Below are 15,719 nucleotides of genomic sequence, written 5' to 3'. Positions count from 1 at the left end.
ACCGGATGAACCTCACGCGCGACGGCCGCTCCGACGCCCACGACCGGGGCGAAGGCCCGCCCGCCCCAGCCCTCGGTGGCCCGGCCGGTCTGTCCCCCGTCGCACTGTGGACCGCGCAGGCGCACGCCGCGGAGACCGTCGGTGGGAACCCGTGCCTCCGGGACCCGCTGGCCGCGGAGTTCCTGCGGGCCGCCGGGGCGACCGGCGGGCCACCGGGAAGCGGGCCGCTGCAGCGACTGCTGCCGGGATGGATGGTGGTCCGCAGCCGCTTCTTCGACGACTACCTGGTGCACGCGGCCGGGACCGGATGCCGCCAGGTCGTCCTGCTGGGTGCGGGGCTGGACACGCGTGCGTTCCGGCTTCCGTGGCCGGACGGGGTGACGGTGTTCGAGGTGGACCGGCCGGACGTCCACGCCTTCAAGGAGCGGGTACTCGGGGGACGGCGCCCACACCGGGCCAGGCGGCTCCCGGTGCGCGCCGACCCGACGGGATCCTGGGTAGCGGCTCTGGCCTTCGCCGGATTCGACCCCGGGCTGCCCACGGTCTGGTTGTGCGAGACGCTCCTCTACCACCTGGAGCCGGGCGAGGTCGCGGGCATCGTCGACGCGATGGGAAAGTTGTCCCCGCCGGGCAGTGCCCTCGCGGCCGAGTGCGTGAACGCCCAGAGCAGCGGCTCGCCGCTGGTGGCCTCGTTCCTCGACGCCCTCGCCGGAGCCGGACTGCGGTGGAAGTGGAGCCTCCCGGACCCCGCGGACTGGTGGGGCCGGCAGGGGTGGAACGCCGAGATCGCCGACCCCTTCGAACTCCCCGGCGTGGCAGAGAAGCTCCTGCCGCACCTCGACGGACTGAGCGCCGAGGACGTCGAGGGCGTCGAGGAGTGGCTGTTCCTCGTCACCGGAACACGGTAGGGCACCGTGCCGCCGGTCCGGCACGACGAGGCACGAGGAAGCGGCCCCCAAGCCCCGGAGGCTTCGGGGCCGCTTCCGCTCCCGTCGTGCCGGACCGGCGGCACGCCCTATCTCGGCGACGGACGGAGGTCGTCGAGCTGGTCCAGGGCACTCAGCCAGTGCTCCGTCAGGGCGTCGACGCCTCGCAGCGCGAGATCGTGCACGAGGGTGAGTCGTGCCGTTCCGTGATACCCGGTCAGCGACGTGTAGCAGAGCACTCCGCCGGCCAGGCCCGTGAACATCCCGGCGGAGACCGCGGTGTCGCCGCCGTGCACCAGAGGACCACCGAGGTCCATGCCGCTCACCGGGCCCGCGATGCGACGGCCGTTGACCATCCGCACGCCCACGGCTGCTCCGACAGCCGCCGGGCCCGCCGCGAGCAGCAGCCGGGTCGCGTCCCGTCGTCGCGTCCGCCGGATCTCGCCCGTCCAGGCGATGACCCGTTCCAGTGCCCCGGCCGGGGAACCTTCGTCGGTGGGAAGGAGCAGCCGGGTCATGATCATGTGGTTCCCCGGCAGCAGCTCCTCGCCGGGAGCACGGACCGACATCGGCATGGCGACCGGGAGAGGCGGCGGTGGGGTGCCCGTCGTCTTCAGGTGCCAGCTGCGGAAGGCGTGGGCCAGGGCCGCGAGATAGACGTCGTTCACGGTACCGCCGGCAGCCCTGCCGATGGCGCGCAACCGGGCCATCGGGGCGTCGGCCACGCACATGCCGCTGCGGCCGGCCGGCCGTACGGTGAAGGCTTGCGGCAGGGGATCGCGAGGCGGCCGGTAGGCGGACAGCATGTCACCGAGCGCGTCGGCGGCACCGATGGGCGTGGGCCACGCGGGGCGCCGGCCTGCGGGCCCGCCTGCGGGGTGGTCTCCCAGCAGGAACCGGGCGGTGTGCGCCGCGCCCGCGCCGTCCTGCAGGGTGTGATCTCCCCGGTAGCACAGGGCGTAGCCGTCCCCGGGACCGTGGAACAGCCACACCTCCCAGGGCGGCCGGCCGTCGGACGGAAGGGGACGGTCGAGCATCAGCCGCCCCGCCTCGGCCATGCCACCGCCGTCGGGAAGTTCCGCCTCGTGGACGTGCTCCTCCACCGTGAACCGGTCCGCCCGCTCCACGACCGGGCGGTGGGTGGCGATGCGGTGGTGCAGGACCGGCAGCCTGCGGCCGCGCCCGCCGACCCGTGCCCTGAGCGCGTCCAGCGGAGGAGGCGCCCCCCGGAACCCGAACAGGAAACCAGTGGGCAGCGGTACCCCTCGGGCGGCCCGGAAATAGGCGAGGTCCACCGGCCCCATGGGAGGTGGGGTCTCCGCACGCCGGCGGCGGGAAAGAGAGATCATGTGGGTCGACTCCTCGGTCGGATGCGGTGCGGGGAGGTGCGTGGCGGCTCGAGCAGGCCCGGCGGCCCCTCCCGGGGCGCGAGCTGAGGCCGGGCTCACCGGGTGCGACGGGCTGCAGCGCCCAGAGCCCCCACGTGGGCGCGGATCAGCGGCCTGGCGGGGCCGCGGACGGGGAACCGTGGAGCTCGGGGGCGGTGCCAGGGCAACGGCCCCCGCGATGGCATCCCCCCGAGGAGCGCCTCCGCGACGTAGCCGCCGTGGTCCACCGACATGGCCAGACCGTGGCCGCCGCAGCCGCCCACGTACCAGACTCCGGGGTGCCCGTGGATCTCCCCGACCACGGGCAGCCCGTCGCCGGTGACGCCGATGCGGCCCGACCACCTGTGTGTCAAGGGAACCGCTGCCAGGTCCGGGTGGAGCAGGCGCAGCCAACGCTCCAGCCGCTGCCAGGACCTCGCCCGGGCGGCGGCCAGCCGCCGGGGCGAGAGCCCGTCCGGCAGCACGGCGGTCCCGCCCCCGGCGATCACGCGACCGTCGGGCGACAGCCGGAAGTACGGCGCGAGCGGGACCGCGTCCACGACGGAGCTGCCGAGGGGGCCGCCCAGCGCCTGGTGAGCCGGCGGAGGCAGCCGGGCGGTGGCGACGGCGTACACCTCCAGCGGCAGCACCGTTCCCACCGGCAGTCCGAGCGCGGCCGCCTCGGCTCCCAGGGCGAGGACTGCACGGTCGCACCGGACGCTTCCCTCCGGGAAGGCCAGTTCCACCGCTCGCCCCGCGCCGGTGCCGGGAAGGTCACGCAGCGGGCTGTCACCGTAGAAGCGCACGCCCTTGTCGGCACACGCACGTGCCAGGGCGGAGGTGAGTGCGGCGGGATCGAGGGTCGCGGCCGTCGGGAACCTCAGCGCGGCGGTGTAGGGCGCGTCGATGTGGTCGCGCAGCGCCGTGGCACCGAGCAGCCGCACCTCGCCCAGGTCCAACGCGCGAAAAGCCGCCGCCTGTCGGAGCAGCATCGAAAGACCAGCACTCGAGCGTGCGGCCAGCAACTGCTCACCGCGCGACAGCGTGCAGCGCAGCCCCAGGTCCTCGCAGAGGTCGAGGACCTGCTGGACGGCGTTCTCGCTCGCCCGGTACATCCGCCGCGCCGTCTGCGGCCCGAACCGGCGGACGGCCCGGTCCAGCGGCGGCCCGACGCGAGGACCGAGCAGGCCGGTTCCCCGCCCGCTGGCCCCCGCAGCCGGCTGCCTGGCGTCCACGACCACGACGTCCAGGCCCGGCCGTTCCCGGACGAGCCGGAACGCCGTGGCGAGCCCGGCGAGCCCCGCGCCGACGACCGCGACATCCGCGGTGAGGCGGCCGCTCACCGGCTGGTGGCGGGGGGCCGCGCCCGGCGGGGCCCAGCAGGGCACACCGGCCGGTGCCGCGGCGTGGCCGCCTCCCGGAGGGGCGGCGGCCCGCGACGGGTTCATCCGGACTCGCACGCGGCCCCCACACCGTCCAGGACGCGGAAGTCCCGGTCGTGCCAGAGCAGGGGTTCCCCCGGGCTTGTGTGCACGTCCCTCACACGTCCCACCACGAGATGGTGGTCGCCGTACTCGTGGATCTCCTCCACCAGGCACGCGGCCCACGCCAGGGCGTCCGGGAACACCGGTGCGCCGCACACCGTCCGGGTCTCGGAGCCGGCGAACCGCTGGGCGCGGGTGGTCCGGGGGTCGGCGAAGACGGTCGCCCGGCGCACCTGTTCCCGGCGCAGCACGTTGACGGCGAACGTGCGGTGCACACCGACGGCTGTGAGTGTGCGGGAGCCGCTGCGCAGACACACCAGCAGCAGGGGCGGGTGGGCGGACAGCGAGGTGGCGGTCGAGACCGTCATGCCGTGCGGCCCGTCGTCACCGCACGCGGCGACCACGCACACGCCGGAGCTGAGCTTGGCGTACATCTCCAGGCAGTCGGCATCTTCGGGCGGACGGACGTCAGGCGGGGCGGGCGTCTGCCGGGCCTCGCGCGGAGGCACGGCGGTGGTGAGGTCACTCATGGGTGGCACCCACCGGTTCCCCGACGGACTCCGCCCCGACGAGGCCCTTGAGGATCAGGGCGATGTTCTCCCGCAGCGCGGACTCGGCCACCGGGTCGAGCAGGGCTGCCAGAGTGGGGATGCCCAGATCGAAGTCGGCCTCGAAGGTGACCAGAGTGCCGTCGCCGTGCTGTCCGGGGGTGCAGGTCCAGCTCCCCTCGAAGGTCTCGAAGTCGCCCTTCACCTGCCGGAAGGCGATGGTGCGCTCTCCGGGGTCGAAGTGGTCGCGTTCCTGCCAGGCCATCAGGCCGTCGCGGAAGTGGACGGTCCAGTCGGACAGCTGCGAACCGCCCGGTTCCTGGTGCACGGTGACCTCCTGGACCGTGTCCGTCAGCTTCGGATAGCTGCCGAAGTCCCGGAGGCGGTCGTAAGCGACGTCGGGCGTCAGGCCGGGCGCGAGCGCGTGGACGGTTACCTGGGGCATCGAAGAGCCTTTCTGTCAGGAGGAGGGGGAACGGAGGCGGGCCGCGGCGTCGCGCAACGCGCCGGTCAACTCGGTGAGGAAGAAGGCGATCTCGTCCTCGCCCACCACCGCGGGCGGTGTCAGGCGCAGCACCCGCGTGGAGTTGAGGGAGTGGTTGACGAGCACGCCACGGGCCGTCAGGGACAGGACGAGTTCACCGACGGCCTGTTCACGGGCGAACTCGATGCCCAGCAGCAGGCCGCGGCCGCGCACCTCGGTCACCAGCTCGCCGAGGTACGGTGCGCAGGCCTCCCGCACGCCTGCGAGGAGGTGTGCCCCGAGCCGGGCCGCCGTGCCGGGAACGTCGTCGCGCTCAATGACCTCGACGGCGGCCAGCGCCGCGGAGCATGCGATGGGCGAGGCCCCGAAGGTGGAGGTGTGCAGGTAGGGATCGCGCCCGAAGGGGCGGTAGGCGTCGGCGCCGGCCACCATGGCGGCGACCGGGACGACGCCGCCGCTCAGACCCTTGCCGGCGAGCAACGCGTCCGGGGCGACACACTGCCCGTCCACGCCCCACCATGCGCCGAGCCGACCGAGCCCTGTCTGTACCTCGTCGACGACGAGGAACGCGCCGTGCTCCCGGCACAGGGCTCCCACCTCCCGCAGGTAGCCGTCCGGCGGGACCCGGACGCCACCCTCGCCCTGCACCGGTTCGAGGATGACGCAGCACCTCTTGCCGTGCTCCTCGAGCACCTTCCGCAGGGCCGCCGCGTCACCGAACTCGACCTGCGTCGTGTCCGGCAGCAGCGGCCGGAAGGGATCCTGGTACGTGGGGTTGGCGGTGACGCTGAGCGCGCCGAGCGTCTTGCCGTGGTATCCGTTCCGCGTCGTGACCAGCCGGTCGTGCCCGTGAGCTCTGGCCAGCTTCAGCGCCGCCTCGGTCGCCTCGGTGCCGGAGTTGACGAAGTGGACGTGGTTCAGTCCGGGTGGGGTGTGCCGTGCCAGGGCTGCGGCGGCGCGGGCGGCGACCGGTTCCAGGAATACGCGGGTGGCCAGCGGATGGGTGTCGATCTGCCGTCGCACGGCCCGGACCACGTCCGGATGCCGGTGGCCGAGGATGAAGACCCCGTAGCCGCCGAAGTCGAGGAAGCGTCGGCCGTCGTCGGTGTGCACCCAGGGGCCCTGCGACTCCGTCTCGGCCATGCCGCCGAGGAACGCGCCGACGGCTGCCCGGCCGGAGCCGAAATGCCTGCGGTACAGGGCGAGGGTGTTCGAGGACCGGGACGGGCGGGTGGAGAGGACCGTCATGACGCACGCTCCCGCACGCGGCCACCGGACTGGGGATGGAAACGGGGGGCGTTCCGTGCCGTGGAGCGGCTCTGCCGCCGGATGCGGCTGATCATGCCCGAGCGGTCGTCCGCCCAGCTCTCCAGGTTGCGCAGCAGCGCGTCCTGCAGCACGCCCTCGGTGACCTCCGTGCCGCAGGACCGGCCCAGGTCGGTCTCGAAGGGGAGTGCACGCTGGAACACCAGGAGGAGTTCCGCGTAGTTGCGGAACTGCTTGCGGGTCCGCGCGGGCAGCGCCGTGCCGTCCAGCAGCGGCATCAGCAGGCGGTGCACGGACTCCACGGGCAGGAGCCGCGGCGGCGTCGGACGGGGCAGCCCGAGGTGTTCGGCGAAGTCGGCACAGGTACGGACGATGTCGTGCAGCACGAGGGCGCGCTTCCCGGCGGTGAGCCAGAACTCGCCCTCGGTGACGCCGGAGCGCATGAGGTCGACGGTCGCGCGCGCCAGGTAGTCCTGGGGAACGCAGTCGATCCTGGTGCCCGGCGCACCGGGCACGACGGGCACCTGCCCCAGTACGATCGCGGCGAGCGCCGTGGTGAGCCCCTGCGCTCCGGCGATCTGTCCGGTGCAGGAGTCGCCCATCACGACCGAGGGCCGGAGGATCACCCCGGGAACCCGGGCGTCGCGCAGCCGGCGTTCCGCTTCGGTCTTGGACGCCAGGTACGCGGCGGCGCCCGGAAAGCGCTCCCTGTCCGCCGCGCTCAGCGGGTTGGCGACGAATGCGGTGGACATGTAGTAGACGGGGGCTTCGGCGCGTTCGGCGATGTCGATGACGGCCTCGGTGCCCTGGACGTTCGTCCGGTGGATGTTCTCGGGGGACAGCTGCCAGCTCGTCGCGGCCGCGGAGTGCACCACGAGGTCCACCTCCGAGGCGAGGGTGAAGCGCTCGGCCCGTGTCATGCCGAGCCGGGGTTCCAGCAGGTTGCCCTTGACCTCGCGGACCCGCGGGTCGCCCAGCGGCGTGCGGTGACGCATGCAGACGACATCGTGGTCCACCAGCAGTTCTTCGAGCAGCGCTCGGCCGAGCACGCCGGCCGCACCGGTGAGGAGGACGGTGGGGCGGTCACGGGAGGAACGGCGCCGTGGCCGTACGGCGGGCGAGGGCGCCGGGGCGGGGGAGGAGCGTGGGGCGTGGGGGGACATGCTGCGGTTTCTCCTTTACGGGGTACAGAACGCCGGGCGCGGGGAGCACACGGTCAGGCGATGGTGAGAGGGCCGTCGGCAAGGTGGGCCGCGAGTGGGGCGGTCATGCGGGATCGGGTCGGGGGGTGCAGCGCGAGGCCGTTCGTGCAGGCGGCGAGATAGCCGACCTCGTCGGAGGTGACGAAAGCCAGGCCCCCGAGCAGCTCCACGGCGCGGGGAACGACGCGGGCGAGCGTGTCCTGCACGCCGTACCGCACGAACAGCGCGTCGGCGAGAACGGATTCGTCGACGACGCCGCTGTCGACCTTGAGGGCGACACCCTCCACGGCCGCCATCGCGCCTTCCGTCTCGGTCAGCAGCCGGACCCGTTCGTGAGCCGGCACGGAGTCGTTCCGTAGCACCCGCTCGACCAGGGCTGACGCGGCCCCGAGGTAGCTGCCCGTCATCAGCAGCTCGAACCAGACCAGGCCGGCGGTCTGCACCTCGTCGAGGTGATCGCCGACGGCACTGCCGGTGCGCACCAGCAGTTCCGGTGGAACGAGGACGCCGTCGAGCGTGACCTGGTCGCTCTCGGCTCCGGCGAGGAAGCTGCTCGACCAGAACGGGCCCACCTGGAGGCCCTCGCTCTCGGCCGGCACGAGTGCGACGGCCAGTTCGTCGCCGCCGCCGTTCTCCCGTGGTACCAGGACGCTCGCGGTGAGCAGATGCATCGAACGGGCCAGTGAACAGGGGCGTTTCACACCGGTGAGGCGGACTCCCCCGTCGGTCACCTGCGCCGTCATCGTCGGCTCCAGCACGCCTCTGCCGGGGCGGCCTTCGGCGAACCCGGAGGCGATGAGGCGGCCGTCGGCGGCGACGCCCTCGATCAGCAGCCATTCCAGGCCCCCGCCCCCGGCCCCGGCCGCGGCGAGAGCGACGAGGGTCGCCATGGAGAAGTGGTGCATGGTGGTCGCGACCGCCAGTGACGGGGACCGGCTGCCGAGGGCTCGCTGTACCCGTACGGCGTCGAGGGCCCTCGCGCCCCGGCCCCGGTGCTTCTCGGGCACCACCAGCCCGGGTCCGCCGGACTCACAGAACAGCCGGATGCCGGGACTTCGCCGGTGTTCCAGGTTCGCCAGCGGGATGGCCTCGAGCGCGGCGTCGAGGTCGGGCAGCAGCTTGGCGAGGGTGGTGCGTTCACGGTCGAGATAGCGCATGGTGAGCCGTTCCCAGGGGGTGTGGTGGTCCGGACGACGGTGTGCGGGTGATCGGTGGTCACAGGGAGTTGGTGGCGCGCAGCAACCGCCACACGGAGACCGGGCCGGGCCCGCCGCGGAAGGCGATGTACTCGGGGAGAACGGCGTGCGGCGCCCACTTCTCCTTGTATTCGAGCTGGCTGGCGGCCGGGTAGATCTGCTCGCCGTACCGGGCGAGAAGGCGCACGGCGTGGGCGAAGACCGGGCTCGCGCCGGAAACCTCGTGGCGTGCTGCGAGGCCGGTGAAGGGGGTGAAGCCGAAGTGCAGCCAACCGGCGCCTTCGGACGCGAACGACTCCATGACGGTCGCGTTCAGCGCCTCCATCACGCCGGGCGGTGCGTCGGGATGCCGCCGGCTCAGATCGTGCAGCCATCCGGGCCGGCTGCCGTACACCGGGGAGTAGTTGAGATAGCCCACGACCCGGCCTTCGATGCGTCCCGCGAACAGCCGTCGATGACACTGCGCCGCGCCGGTGCGCTGACCGACCAGGAACCGCAGTTCCTTCGCATGCCGGCCCTTGCCCTGCAGCCAGGACTCGTCGATGGCGTCGAGCTGCGTCGTGTCCTCTCCGACGCGTACTTCGGCGACCTCCAGACCCGCGCGGCGTGCTCGGGAGATCTTGTTGCGCAGGCGCACGAAGCGCGATCCGCGCAGGGTGAAGCGTGCGAGGTCGACGGCGTAGGAGGCGCCGAGCTGGTTCACGGTGAAGTTGTGCCGCGCGTAGAGCTGGGCGTCGGCGTGCTGCAGCTGCACCGCCACCACGCGGGGGCCCGCTTCCCTGAGGAAGGACTCCAGCACGTCCGCGCGGCGGTCCGGCGGCGCGAACGGCCCGCCGAACTGGAAGACGTGGCGGCCCGCCCTGCGGTAGGCGCACACTCCTCCGGAGACCGGATCGTGAAAGTGCTCGTTGCCTTCGTTCAGCGCCAGGAAGGCGCTGGGGTTGTCGCTGTGGGAGGCGAGCGCCTCAAGCACCGACGACATGCTCCGCCTCCCCGTACTGACGCTGGAAACGGAAATGCGCGGGGTGCTCGCTGGGCTCGAAGGAGACCCCGAACGGTTTGAAGGTGTTCCCGAACAGGGCCCGGTCGCCCATGAGGTGGATGGGGAGTGCGAGCAGCGCCCACTCCGGGCGTACCAGCAGGGCCCACAGCCCGGCGACGGCTCCGGCCGTCACGAGGCTGTGCATCGTGTTATAGGCGACGTAGTAGCCCCGGGGTACCCGGCCCGCGCCGCGGCGTCTGTGGGCGAGGGCGCCGGGAAGGTAGCCGATGAGGTCGATCACGGTGAACATCGCGATGAACACCGGCCAGCGGATCTCGGAGAGATGCTGGTAGGCGAGGACCAGAGAGGTGACCAGAAAGGCGAACCACTCGGCCCTCGAGAGGAGGAAGGTGGTCCGGGTCTCGAATCTGTTCTTGGCGTCCACGGGCTGGGTCTCCAGGAGGCAGGTGTCGTTCACCCTGCTTTACGCCGTGGCGGGGGCGACCCCTCGACGGTGATGCGGGCTCCCGCCCGGAGGGCGGACGGACCGGCCGATCGGCCCAACCGCCGCGGGCCACGACGAGGGGGTCGGCGGTCCCCGGGCGTAGAAGCGAGTGGATGTCCGTACACCCCGACTTCGGGAGGAACGCATGCCCTCACGCCGGAACGCCGTCGGAAGACTCGCCGCGGCCGTCGCCGCGACGCTGGCCCTCACCGCCGCCCTGCACGTCCCCGGTGCGTCCGCCGCCACGCCGGACGCCGGCGCGGTGGAGGGAGGCTGGAACGACTTCTCCTGCGAGCCGTCCCCGGAACATCCCCGGCCGGTCGTGCTGGTGCACGGGACGTTCGCGAACTCAGCGGACAACTGGTTCGCGTTGGCGCCCCATCTCGTCGAGCGCGGGTACTGCGTCTTCGCCCTGGACTACGGCCGTGTGCCGGGCGTCCCGCTCTTCCACGGCGTGGGACCGGTCGCCGCGTCCGCCCGTGAACTGTCCGCGTATGTGGAGAGGGTGCTGAAGGCCACGGGCGCGACCGAGGTGGACCTCGTGGGCCATTCGCAGGGCGCCACGATGCCGCGCCACTACGTGCAGTTCCTGGGCGGAGCGGCGGAAGTGGGTGCGTTCGTCGGCATCGCGCCGCCCAACGACGGCCTCCGTCCCGGCGGTGTGGACGCCTTGCTCGACCTGTTCCCCAGGGCGAGGCAGGTCTTCGACGGGACGGTGCCCGCTCTCGCGGACCTCCGGGCGGGCTCGGAGTTCATGGAAAGGCTCAACGCCGGCGGCGACACCGTCCCCGGGGTGCGGTACACGGTGATCGCCACCCGGCACGACCAGGTGGTCACCCCTCACACCTCCTCGTTCCTGGAGGGCCCGAACGTGCACAACGTGCTGGTGCAGGACCTCTGCCCGCTGGACGTCTCCGAGCACCTCGCCGTGGGGACTGTCGACCGGGTGACGTTCCACGAGGTCACCAACGCCCTCGACCCCGAACACGCAACGCCGACGACCTGCTTCTCCTGACCGGAAACGACGCAGCAGGGCCGGCGCACCCCTCGCGAGGTGCGCCGGGCCGCGTCCGTGTCCGGAAGCCGGCTCAGGCGGACGCCTCCGCGCCGAGTTCGCGCATCAGCCGCGGGATGTCGTAGTGCCACCAGCTCTCGTGGATCTTCCCGTCCTGGAACCGGCACACGGTCGTGCCGGTCATGGTGCACTCCCGGCCGGTGGGCGCGATGCCCATGAAGTCGCCGCGGTGCCGGCCCCGCCACGTCCAGAGGGTCACCACCGTGTCCCCCTCGGCCACCTGCCGGTCGAGGGTGAAGTCGAAGTCGAACGCCTGCCGCCAGCGGGTGACGTCGGCCTTCAGCACGTCCCTGCCGACGGTCGTGTTCGCCTCCTTGGCCACGTCGTGGTCGATGTGGTCCGGGATGTACAGCTCGTCGATGACGTCGATGTCGCCGCCGACGGCGACCTCCTCGTAGAAGCGGCGCATGGTCTCCGCGTTGAAGGTCTCGTCCCGCACCACGTCGAGGTCGGTGAAGGTGGGCATGCCGTCGCAGAGCGCCACCATCTCCCGGAACACCCGGTCGGTCTCCGGGAGCCGGGAGTTGCGCATCGCCTCCTCGTACGACGGGAACTCGACGATCTCGACGAAGTGCGCGCCGTCCGAACGGTCCCGGCCCACCACCTCGTGCGTCGCCGTCCGCTTGCCCCGGGTCTGCTCGGCCCACGTGTCCATGAGCCGGTTCATCTCCTCGAACCTGTCGGTCCGGCAGTCGATGAGCTGGAGGAAAGTCATGGCGCCTCCCGCGCTGGCGGAGGTCCCGTCAGCCGTCGGGGCCTCGCTGGTCGGAGGTCGTCCCGGTGCCGAGGAGGGTACCGACGGACGCCGGCGGCGGCCCTTTCCCTTCCAGCTTAGGGCGGTTCGCCGCAGGTCTCACGCGGTCACTTCGGCCCGTACCTCCGGCCCGTGCCGGTGCTCGCGCGGGCCAGCGCGCCGCGTGGGGCGAGCCGCATGAGTCCCGCCAGCGCCTTGTACCGGGGGTCCGGGACGGACAGGGTGCGGCCCCGGGCCAGGTCGGCGAGCGCGGCGTCCACGACGCGCCCCGCGTCCAGCCACATCCATCCCGGCACGTTCCCGGCGTCCATGCCCGCCCGCTGGTGGAACTCGGTGCGCACGAAACCTGGGCACAGTGCCATCAGCCGTACCCCGGACCCCGCCAGGTCGGCCGCGACGCCCTGGGTGAACTGCGTGATCCAGGCCTTGGACGCGCCGTAGGTGCCGCGCGGCAGGAACGCGGCGACCGAGGCGACGTTGACCACGCCGCCGCGCCCGCGCTCCCGCATGGCCTCCGCGGCCGCCGCCGTGGAGCGCAGCACCGCCTCGCAGTGCACCCGCAGCATCGTCAGCTCGTCGGCCATCGGCACGTCGAGGAAGCGCCCCTTGTTGCCGAAGCCCGCGTTGTTCACCAGCAGGTCCACCGGGCGGTCGCGGTCGCCGACGCGCTCCTCCAGCGCGACGATGCCCTTCTCGGTGGCGAGGTCGGCCGTGAGGACGGAGACCTCGACGCCGTGCCGGTCGTGCAGGTCGGTGGCCCGCTCGTGCAGCCGTTCGGTGTCGCGGGCGAGCAGCACCAGGTGGTGCCCGTCCCGGGCGAGCCGTTCGGCGAACGCGGCGCCGAGGCCCGCGGTGGCCCCGGTGATCAGTGCAGTCGTCATGCGGGCACGGTATCGGCCGTCAGGAAGGCGCCGTCAGGAGGACGCCGTCCGGCGCAGCGCCTTGTTCCGCGCCTCGGGGTGCAGGGCCTCGCCCGCGTCGAGCAGTTTCGGCAGCAGGTCGGGCTCGGTGGTGACCGCCCGGAACAGCAGCGAGACGGTGACGTCGTGGCCGGGCCGGTGCACGAGGTCGATCGGGTCCCCGGCGCGGATCTCGCCCGGTTCGATCACCCGCAGGTAGGCGCCGGGGGTGGCGCGCTGCGTGAAGGTCTTCACCCAGCCCTTCTCCCCGAGCCAGCCGGCGAACGTGCGGCACGGGATGCGGGCGCTGCTGACCTCCAGCAGCAGGTCGGCACCGATCCGCCAGCGTTCGCCGATCCGTGCGCCGTTCACGTCGACGCCCGAGGTGGTGAGGTTCTCGCCGAAGACGCCGCCGGTCAGCTCGCGGCCCAGCTCGCGTGCCCAGACGTCGAGGTCCTCGCGCGCGTAGGCGTACACGGCCTGGTGGTCGCCGCCGTGGTGGCGCAGGTCGCCGATGGTGTCGCCGGTCAGCCCGCTGCCGCCGACCCCCTTGGCTCCCGGTGCGGTGACGGAGACGAGGCCGTCGGCCGGGCGCTTGTCGATGCCGGTGACGTGGGTGGGCGAGTCGGTGTAGTCCGCGGTGCGCGGCCGGGCGAGGTTCACGGACAGCAGCTGCATCATGGACGCACGCTAGCCCCGGGGCCGTCGCCGAGGCGACCGCACAGGCCCTGTTCCGCGCGAGGCGGGTCACCCGGCCGTGCGGATGATGAATCGTTTCTGCTCAGCCGCCGGAGCCGGACGACGTCGCAATCAGACGGTGGCGTGCCCGGCCCATCAGCTCCTCGCGCTCGTCCTCGGTCAGGCCGCCCCACACGCCGTACGGTTCGCGGACCGTGAGCGCGTGCGCCGCACACTCGGAGCGGACGGGGCAGCGCATGCAGACCTCTTTCGCGGATGCCTCACGCGCACTTCGGGCCGCTCCGCGCTCACCTTCGGGGTGGAAGAACAGGGAACTGTCGACGCCCCGGCAGGCGGCCAGTAGCTGCCAGTCCCACAGATCGGCGTTCGGGCCCGGGAGGCGGGAGAAATCTGCCATTGCGTGTCCCCTCAGTGGCGTAGTGCGACTGATGTGTCACTCATCGGTAAATATGATCCCTTGCCGAATCTAGCTATTACCCAACCGAAACGGAAGGAATCCCGACCAAACAGGGCATTCATGAACGAGCAGCGCGGCTGCGTGATCTCACCCGACCGTGTCCGTACACTCACGTAGAGTGCCGGAGGCGGCCGCGGCAGCCCGTAACTCTTTTGGGTGACCGTCGTTGAGAGTGCGGAGGTGGTCGACGAGAACCGTCGGGAACCGCGGGTTCCCGGAGTCGTCGGCCGCACACAGGTGACGTTCTGCAACAGCCTGGAGGCTCAAGGTGATGCGCATCAGTGGCGGAGGGTGGTCATGACGTCCGTCCTCGTCTGCGACGACTCCCCGCTTGCCCGAGAGGCGCTCCGCCGCGCGGTCGCGACCGTGCCCGGCGTCGAGCGAGTGACGACGGCCGCCAACGGTGAGGAAGTTCTCCGCCGCTGGGGTGCCGACCGCTCCGACCTCATCCTCATGGATGTCCGGATGCCCGGCCTGGGAGGTGTGGAGACCGTCCGGCGGCTGCTGTCCGCCGACCCCGGCGCCCGCATCATCATGCTGACCGTGGCCGAGGACCTGGACGGCGTCGCCCTCGCGGTGGCCGCCGGTGCCCGCGGCTACCTGCACAAGGACGCCTCACGCGCCGAACTGCGGGCCACCGTCACACAGGCCCTGGCCGACCCGACCTGGCGGCTCGCCCCGCGGCGGCTGCGTTCGGCGGAGATGGGCGCGGCTCCCACCCTCACCGCCCGGGAGATCCAGGTGCTGGAGGGCATGAGTCACGGCCGTTCGAACGCCGAGATCGGCCGCGAGCTGTTCCTCTCCGAGGACACGGTCAAGACCCACGCCCGCCGGCTGTTCAAGAAGCTCGGCGCCTCCGACCGCGCGCACGCCGTCGCCCTCGGCTTCCGCTGGGGTCTCGTCCGCTAGACCTGTCCCAGGTCACCACGCGCCCCAGCCCGGCAACTTCTCGCAGGTCGCGTACGTCGCCCGGTCTCCCCGACGGGTGCGGGAAACCCTCCCGCACCCGTCGGCCCGGAGGGCCGACCGGCGCCGGGCCGGGCCGGAACGCTCGCGCGTGCCGCATGCTTGAGGTATGGAGTTCCTCGGAACCGGCCGGACAGGCGTGAGGGGAGGGCACGGGAAGTGACCGCGAGTGCGACCGCTCACAGTGCGCATAACGCTTCTGTGCAGAACCAGGGCCGCGATGCGGCGAAAGCCAGGGGCCCGGTGCACCATGGACCGATGCGCGACGACGAGAACTCGCCGATCGGCGCCCTCGTCCAGCGCGCCGTCGAGGGGGACGACCAGGCCACGCACGACCTTCTCGCCCACGTGCACCCTCTCGCTCTGCGCTACTGCCGCACCCGGCTGACCCGGCTGCCCGGCGACGCCCGCCACTTCGTGGACGACCTGGCGCAGGAGGTGTGCCTGGCGGTGCTCTGCGCGCTGCCCCGCTACCGCGACACCGGCAAGCCCTTCGACGCCTTCGTGGTCGCCATCGCCCAGCACAAGGTCGCCGACCTTCAGCGGGCCGCCATGCGCCACCCCGGCAGCACGGCCTTCCCCTCCGACGAGATGCCCGAGTGGCCCGACGACTCGCTCGGCCCGGAGGAACGCGCCCTGCTCAGCAGTGACGCCGAGTGGGCGAAGAAGCTCCTCGCCAACCTCCCGGAGCACCAGCGCGAACTGGTGCTGCTCCGGGTCGCCGTAGGGCTCTCGGCCGAGGAGACCGGCCAGATGCTCGGCATGTCACCGGGGGCCGTACGCGTCGCCCAGCACCGGGCGCTCAGCAGACTGCGCGCGCTGGCCGAGCAGTAGGCCCGTCGCCGCTGCCGGCCCCGTGCCGGGTCCGGTGAGGATCACCCGCCCGGCCCGCTAGCATGGACGTCCGCG

Annotated in this window: 17 protein-coding genes; 4 read left to right on the top strand and 13 right to left on the bottom strand. The window is 72.5% G+C overall.

What is annotated here, in order from left to right; genetic code table 11:
• Window positions 1-5 precede the first annotated feature (5 nt).
• Window positions 6-908: an SAM-dependent methyltransferase gene (locus RM572_RS17505; protein ID WP_311674298.1), complete on the top strand. Its 903-nt coding sequence runs from the start codon at window positions 6-8 to the stop codon at window positions 906-908.
• 107 nt (window positions 909-1,015) lie between these two features.
• On the opposite strand, the gene RM572_RS17500 is transcribed toward RM572_RS17505, so the two are convergent.
• From RM572_RS17500 to RM572_RS17460, 9 genes are all read right to left on the bottom strand, one after another.
• Window positions 1,016-2,275, bottom strand: a complete 1,260-nt coding sequence (locus tag RM572_RS17500; protein ID WP_311674297.1) for a wax ester/triacylglycerol synthase domain-containing protein — start codon at window positions 2,273-2,275, stop codon at window positions 1,016-1,018.
• Window positions 2,276-2,370: 95 nt separating this feature from the next.
• Entirely contained in the window at window positions 2,371-3,741 is a 1,371-nt protein-coding gene (locus tag RM572_RS17495) for an NAD(P)/FAD-dependent oxidoreductase (RefSeq protein WP_311674296.1), read from the bottom strand.
• Window positions 3,738-4,307 (bottom strand): flavin reductase family protein, encoded by a 570-nt coding sequence (locus RM572_RS17490; protein ID WP_311674295.1) that lies wholly within the window; start codon window positions 4,305-4,307, stop codon window positions 3,738-3,740. Before RM572_RS17490 ends, RM572_RS17495 begins: the two co-directional genes overlap by 4 nt.
• Entirely contained in the window at window positions 4,300-4,770 is a 471-nt protein-coding gene (locus RM572_RS17485; RefSeq protein ID WP_311674294.1) for a type II toxin-antitoxin system RatA family toxin, read from the bottom strand. Before RM572_RS17485 ends, RM572_RS17490 begins: the two co-directional genes overlap by 8 nt.
• A 15-nt stretch (window positions 4,771-4,785) precedes the next feature.
• Window positions 4,786-6,057, bottom strand: coding sequence for an aspartate aminotransferase family protein (locus RM572_RS17480; protein ID WP_311674293.1), 1,272 nt, complete (start codon window positions 6,055-6,057; stop codon window positions 4,786-4,788).
• Window positions 6,054-7,238 carry an SDR family oxidoreductase gene (locus tag RM572_RS17475; protein WP_311674291.1) on the bottom strand — a complete coding sequence of 395 codons (1,185 nt, stop codon included), beginning with the start codon at window positions 7,236-7,238 and terminating at the stop codon, window positions 6,054-6,056. The genes RM572_RS17480 and RM572_RS17475 overlap by 4 nt, the downstream gene beginning before the upstream one ends.
• Before the next feature lie 53 nt (window positions 7,239-7,291).
• Window positions 7,292-8,434 (bottom strand): acyl-CoA dehydrogenase family protein, encoded by a 1,143-nt coding sequence (locus RM572_RS17470; protein ID WP_311674290.1) that lies wholly within the window; start codon window positions 8,432-8,434, stop codon window positions 7,292-7,294.
• A gap of 58 nt (window positions 8,435-8,492) precedes the next feature.
• Window positions 8,493-9,455, bottom strand: a complete 963-nt coding sequence (locus RM572_RS17465; RefSeq protein WP_311674289.1) for a bifunctional lysylphosphatidylglycerol flippase/synthetase MprF — start codon at window positions 9,453-9,455, stop codon at window positions 8,493-8,495.
• Entirely contained in the window at window positions 9,439-9,900 is a 462-nt protein-coding gene (locus RM572_RS17460; protein ID WP_311674340.1) for a hypothetical protein, read from the bottom strand. The genes RM572_RS17465 and RM572_RS17460 overlap by 17 nt, the downstream gene beginning before the upstream one ends.
• A gap of 205 nt (window positions 9,901-10,105) precedes the next feature.
• Between RM572_RS17460 and RM572_RS17455 the strand changes: the two genes are divergently transcribed.
• A complete protein-coding gene (locus tag RM572_RS17455; RefSeq protein WP_311674288.1) occupies window positions 10,106-10,975 on the top strand; it encodes an esterase/lipase family protein in 870 nt (289 codons plus the stop codon).
• Window positions 10,976-11,048: 73 nt separating this feature from the next.
• Here RM572_RS17455 and RM572_RS17450 read toward each other — a convergent pair whose 3' ends face one another.
• From RM572_RS17450 to RM572_RS17435, 4 genes are all read right to left on the bottom strand, one after another.
• Window positions 11,049-11,750: an ester cyclase gene (locus RM572_RS17450; RefSeq protein ID WP_311674287.1), complete on the bottom strand. Its 702-nt coding sequence runs from the start codon at window positions 11,748-11,750 to the stop codon at window positions 11,049-11,051.
• Window positions 11,751-11,896: 146 nt separating this feature from the next.
• A complete protein-coding gene (locus tag RM572_RS17445) occupies window positions 11,897-12,670 on the bottom strand; it encodes an SDR family NAD(P)-dependent oxidoreductase (RefSeq protein WP_311674286.1) in 774 nt (257 codons plus the stop codon).
• A 33-nt stretch (window positions 12,671-12,703) separates the two neighbouring features.
• Window positions 12,704-13,366: an MOSC domain-containing protein gene (locus tag RM572_RS17440; protein ID WP_311674339.1), complete on the bottom strand. Its 663-nt coding sequence runs from the start codon at window positions 13,364-13,366 to the stop codon at window positions 12,704-12,706.
• 103 nt (window positions 13,367-13,469) lie between these two features.
• Window positions 13,470-13,784 carry a WhiB family transcriptional regulator gene (locus tag RM572_RS17435; RefSeq protein WP_027763333.1) on the bottom strand — a complete coding sequence of 105 codons (315 nt, stop codon included), beginning with the start codon at window positions 13,782-13,784 and terminating at the stop codon, window positions 13,470-13,472.
• A 357-nt stretch (window positions 13,785-14,141) separates the two neighbouring features.
• Between RM572_RS17435 and RM572_RS17430 the strand changes: the two genes are divergently transcribed.
• Together RM572_RS17430 and RM572_RS17425 are read left to right on the top strand one after the other, a co-directional pair.
• Window positions 14,142-14,753: a response regulator transcription factor gene (locus tag RM572_RS17430; RefSeq protein WP_003948568.1), complete on the top strand. Its 612-nt coding sequence runs from the start codon at window positions 14,142-14,144 to the stop codon at window positions 14,751-14,753.
• 315 nt (window positions 14,754-15,068) lie between these two features.
• A complete protein-coding gene (locus RM572_RS17425; protein WP_311674285.1) occupies window positions 15,069-15,644 on the top strand; it encodes a sigma-70 family RNA polymerase sigma factor in 576 nt (191 codons plus the stop codon).
• The last annotated feature ends 75 nt before the right edge of the window (window positions 15,645-15,719 follow it).

It is taken from the genome of Streptomyces hazeniae, from assembly GCF_031845485.1.
Taxonomy (GTDB): domain Bacteria; phylum Actinomycetota; class Actinomycetes; order Streptomycetales; family Streptomycetaceae; genus Streptomyces; species Streptomyces hazeniae.
Note: the sequence above shows the minus strand (reverse complement) of the source record. Positions and strands in the feature narration are given on the sequence as shown.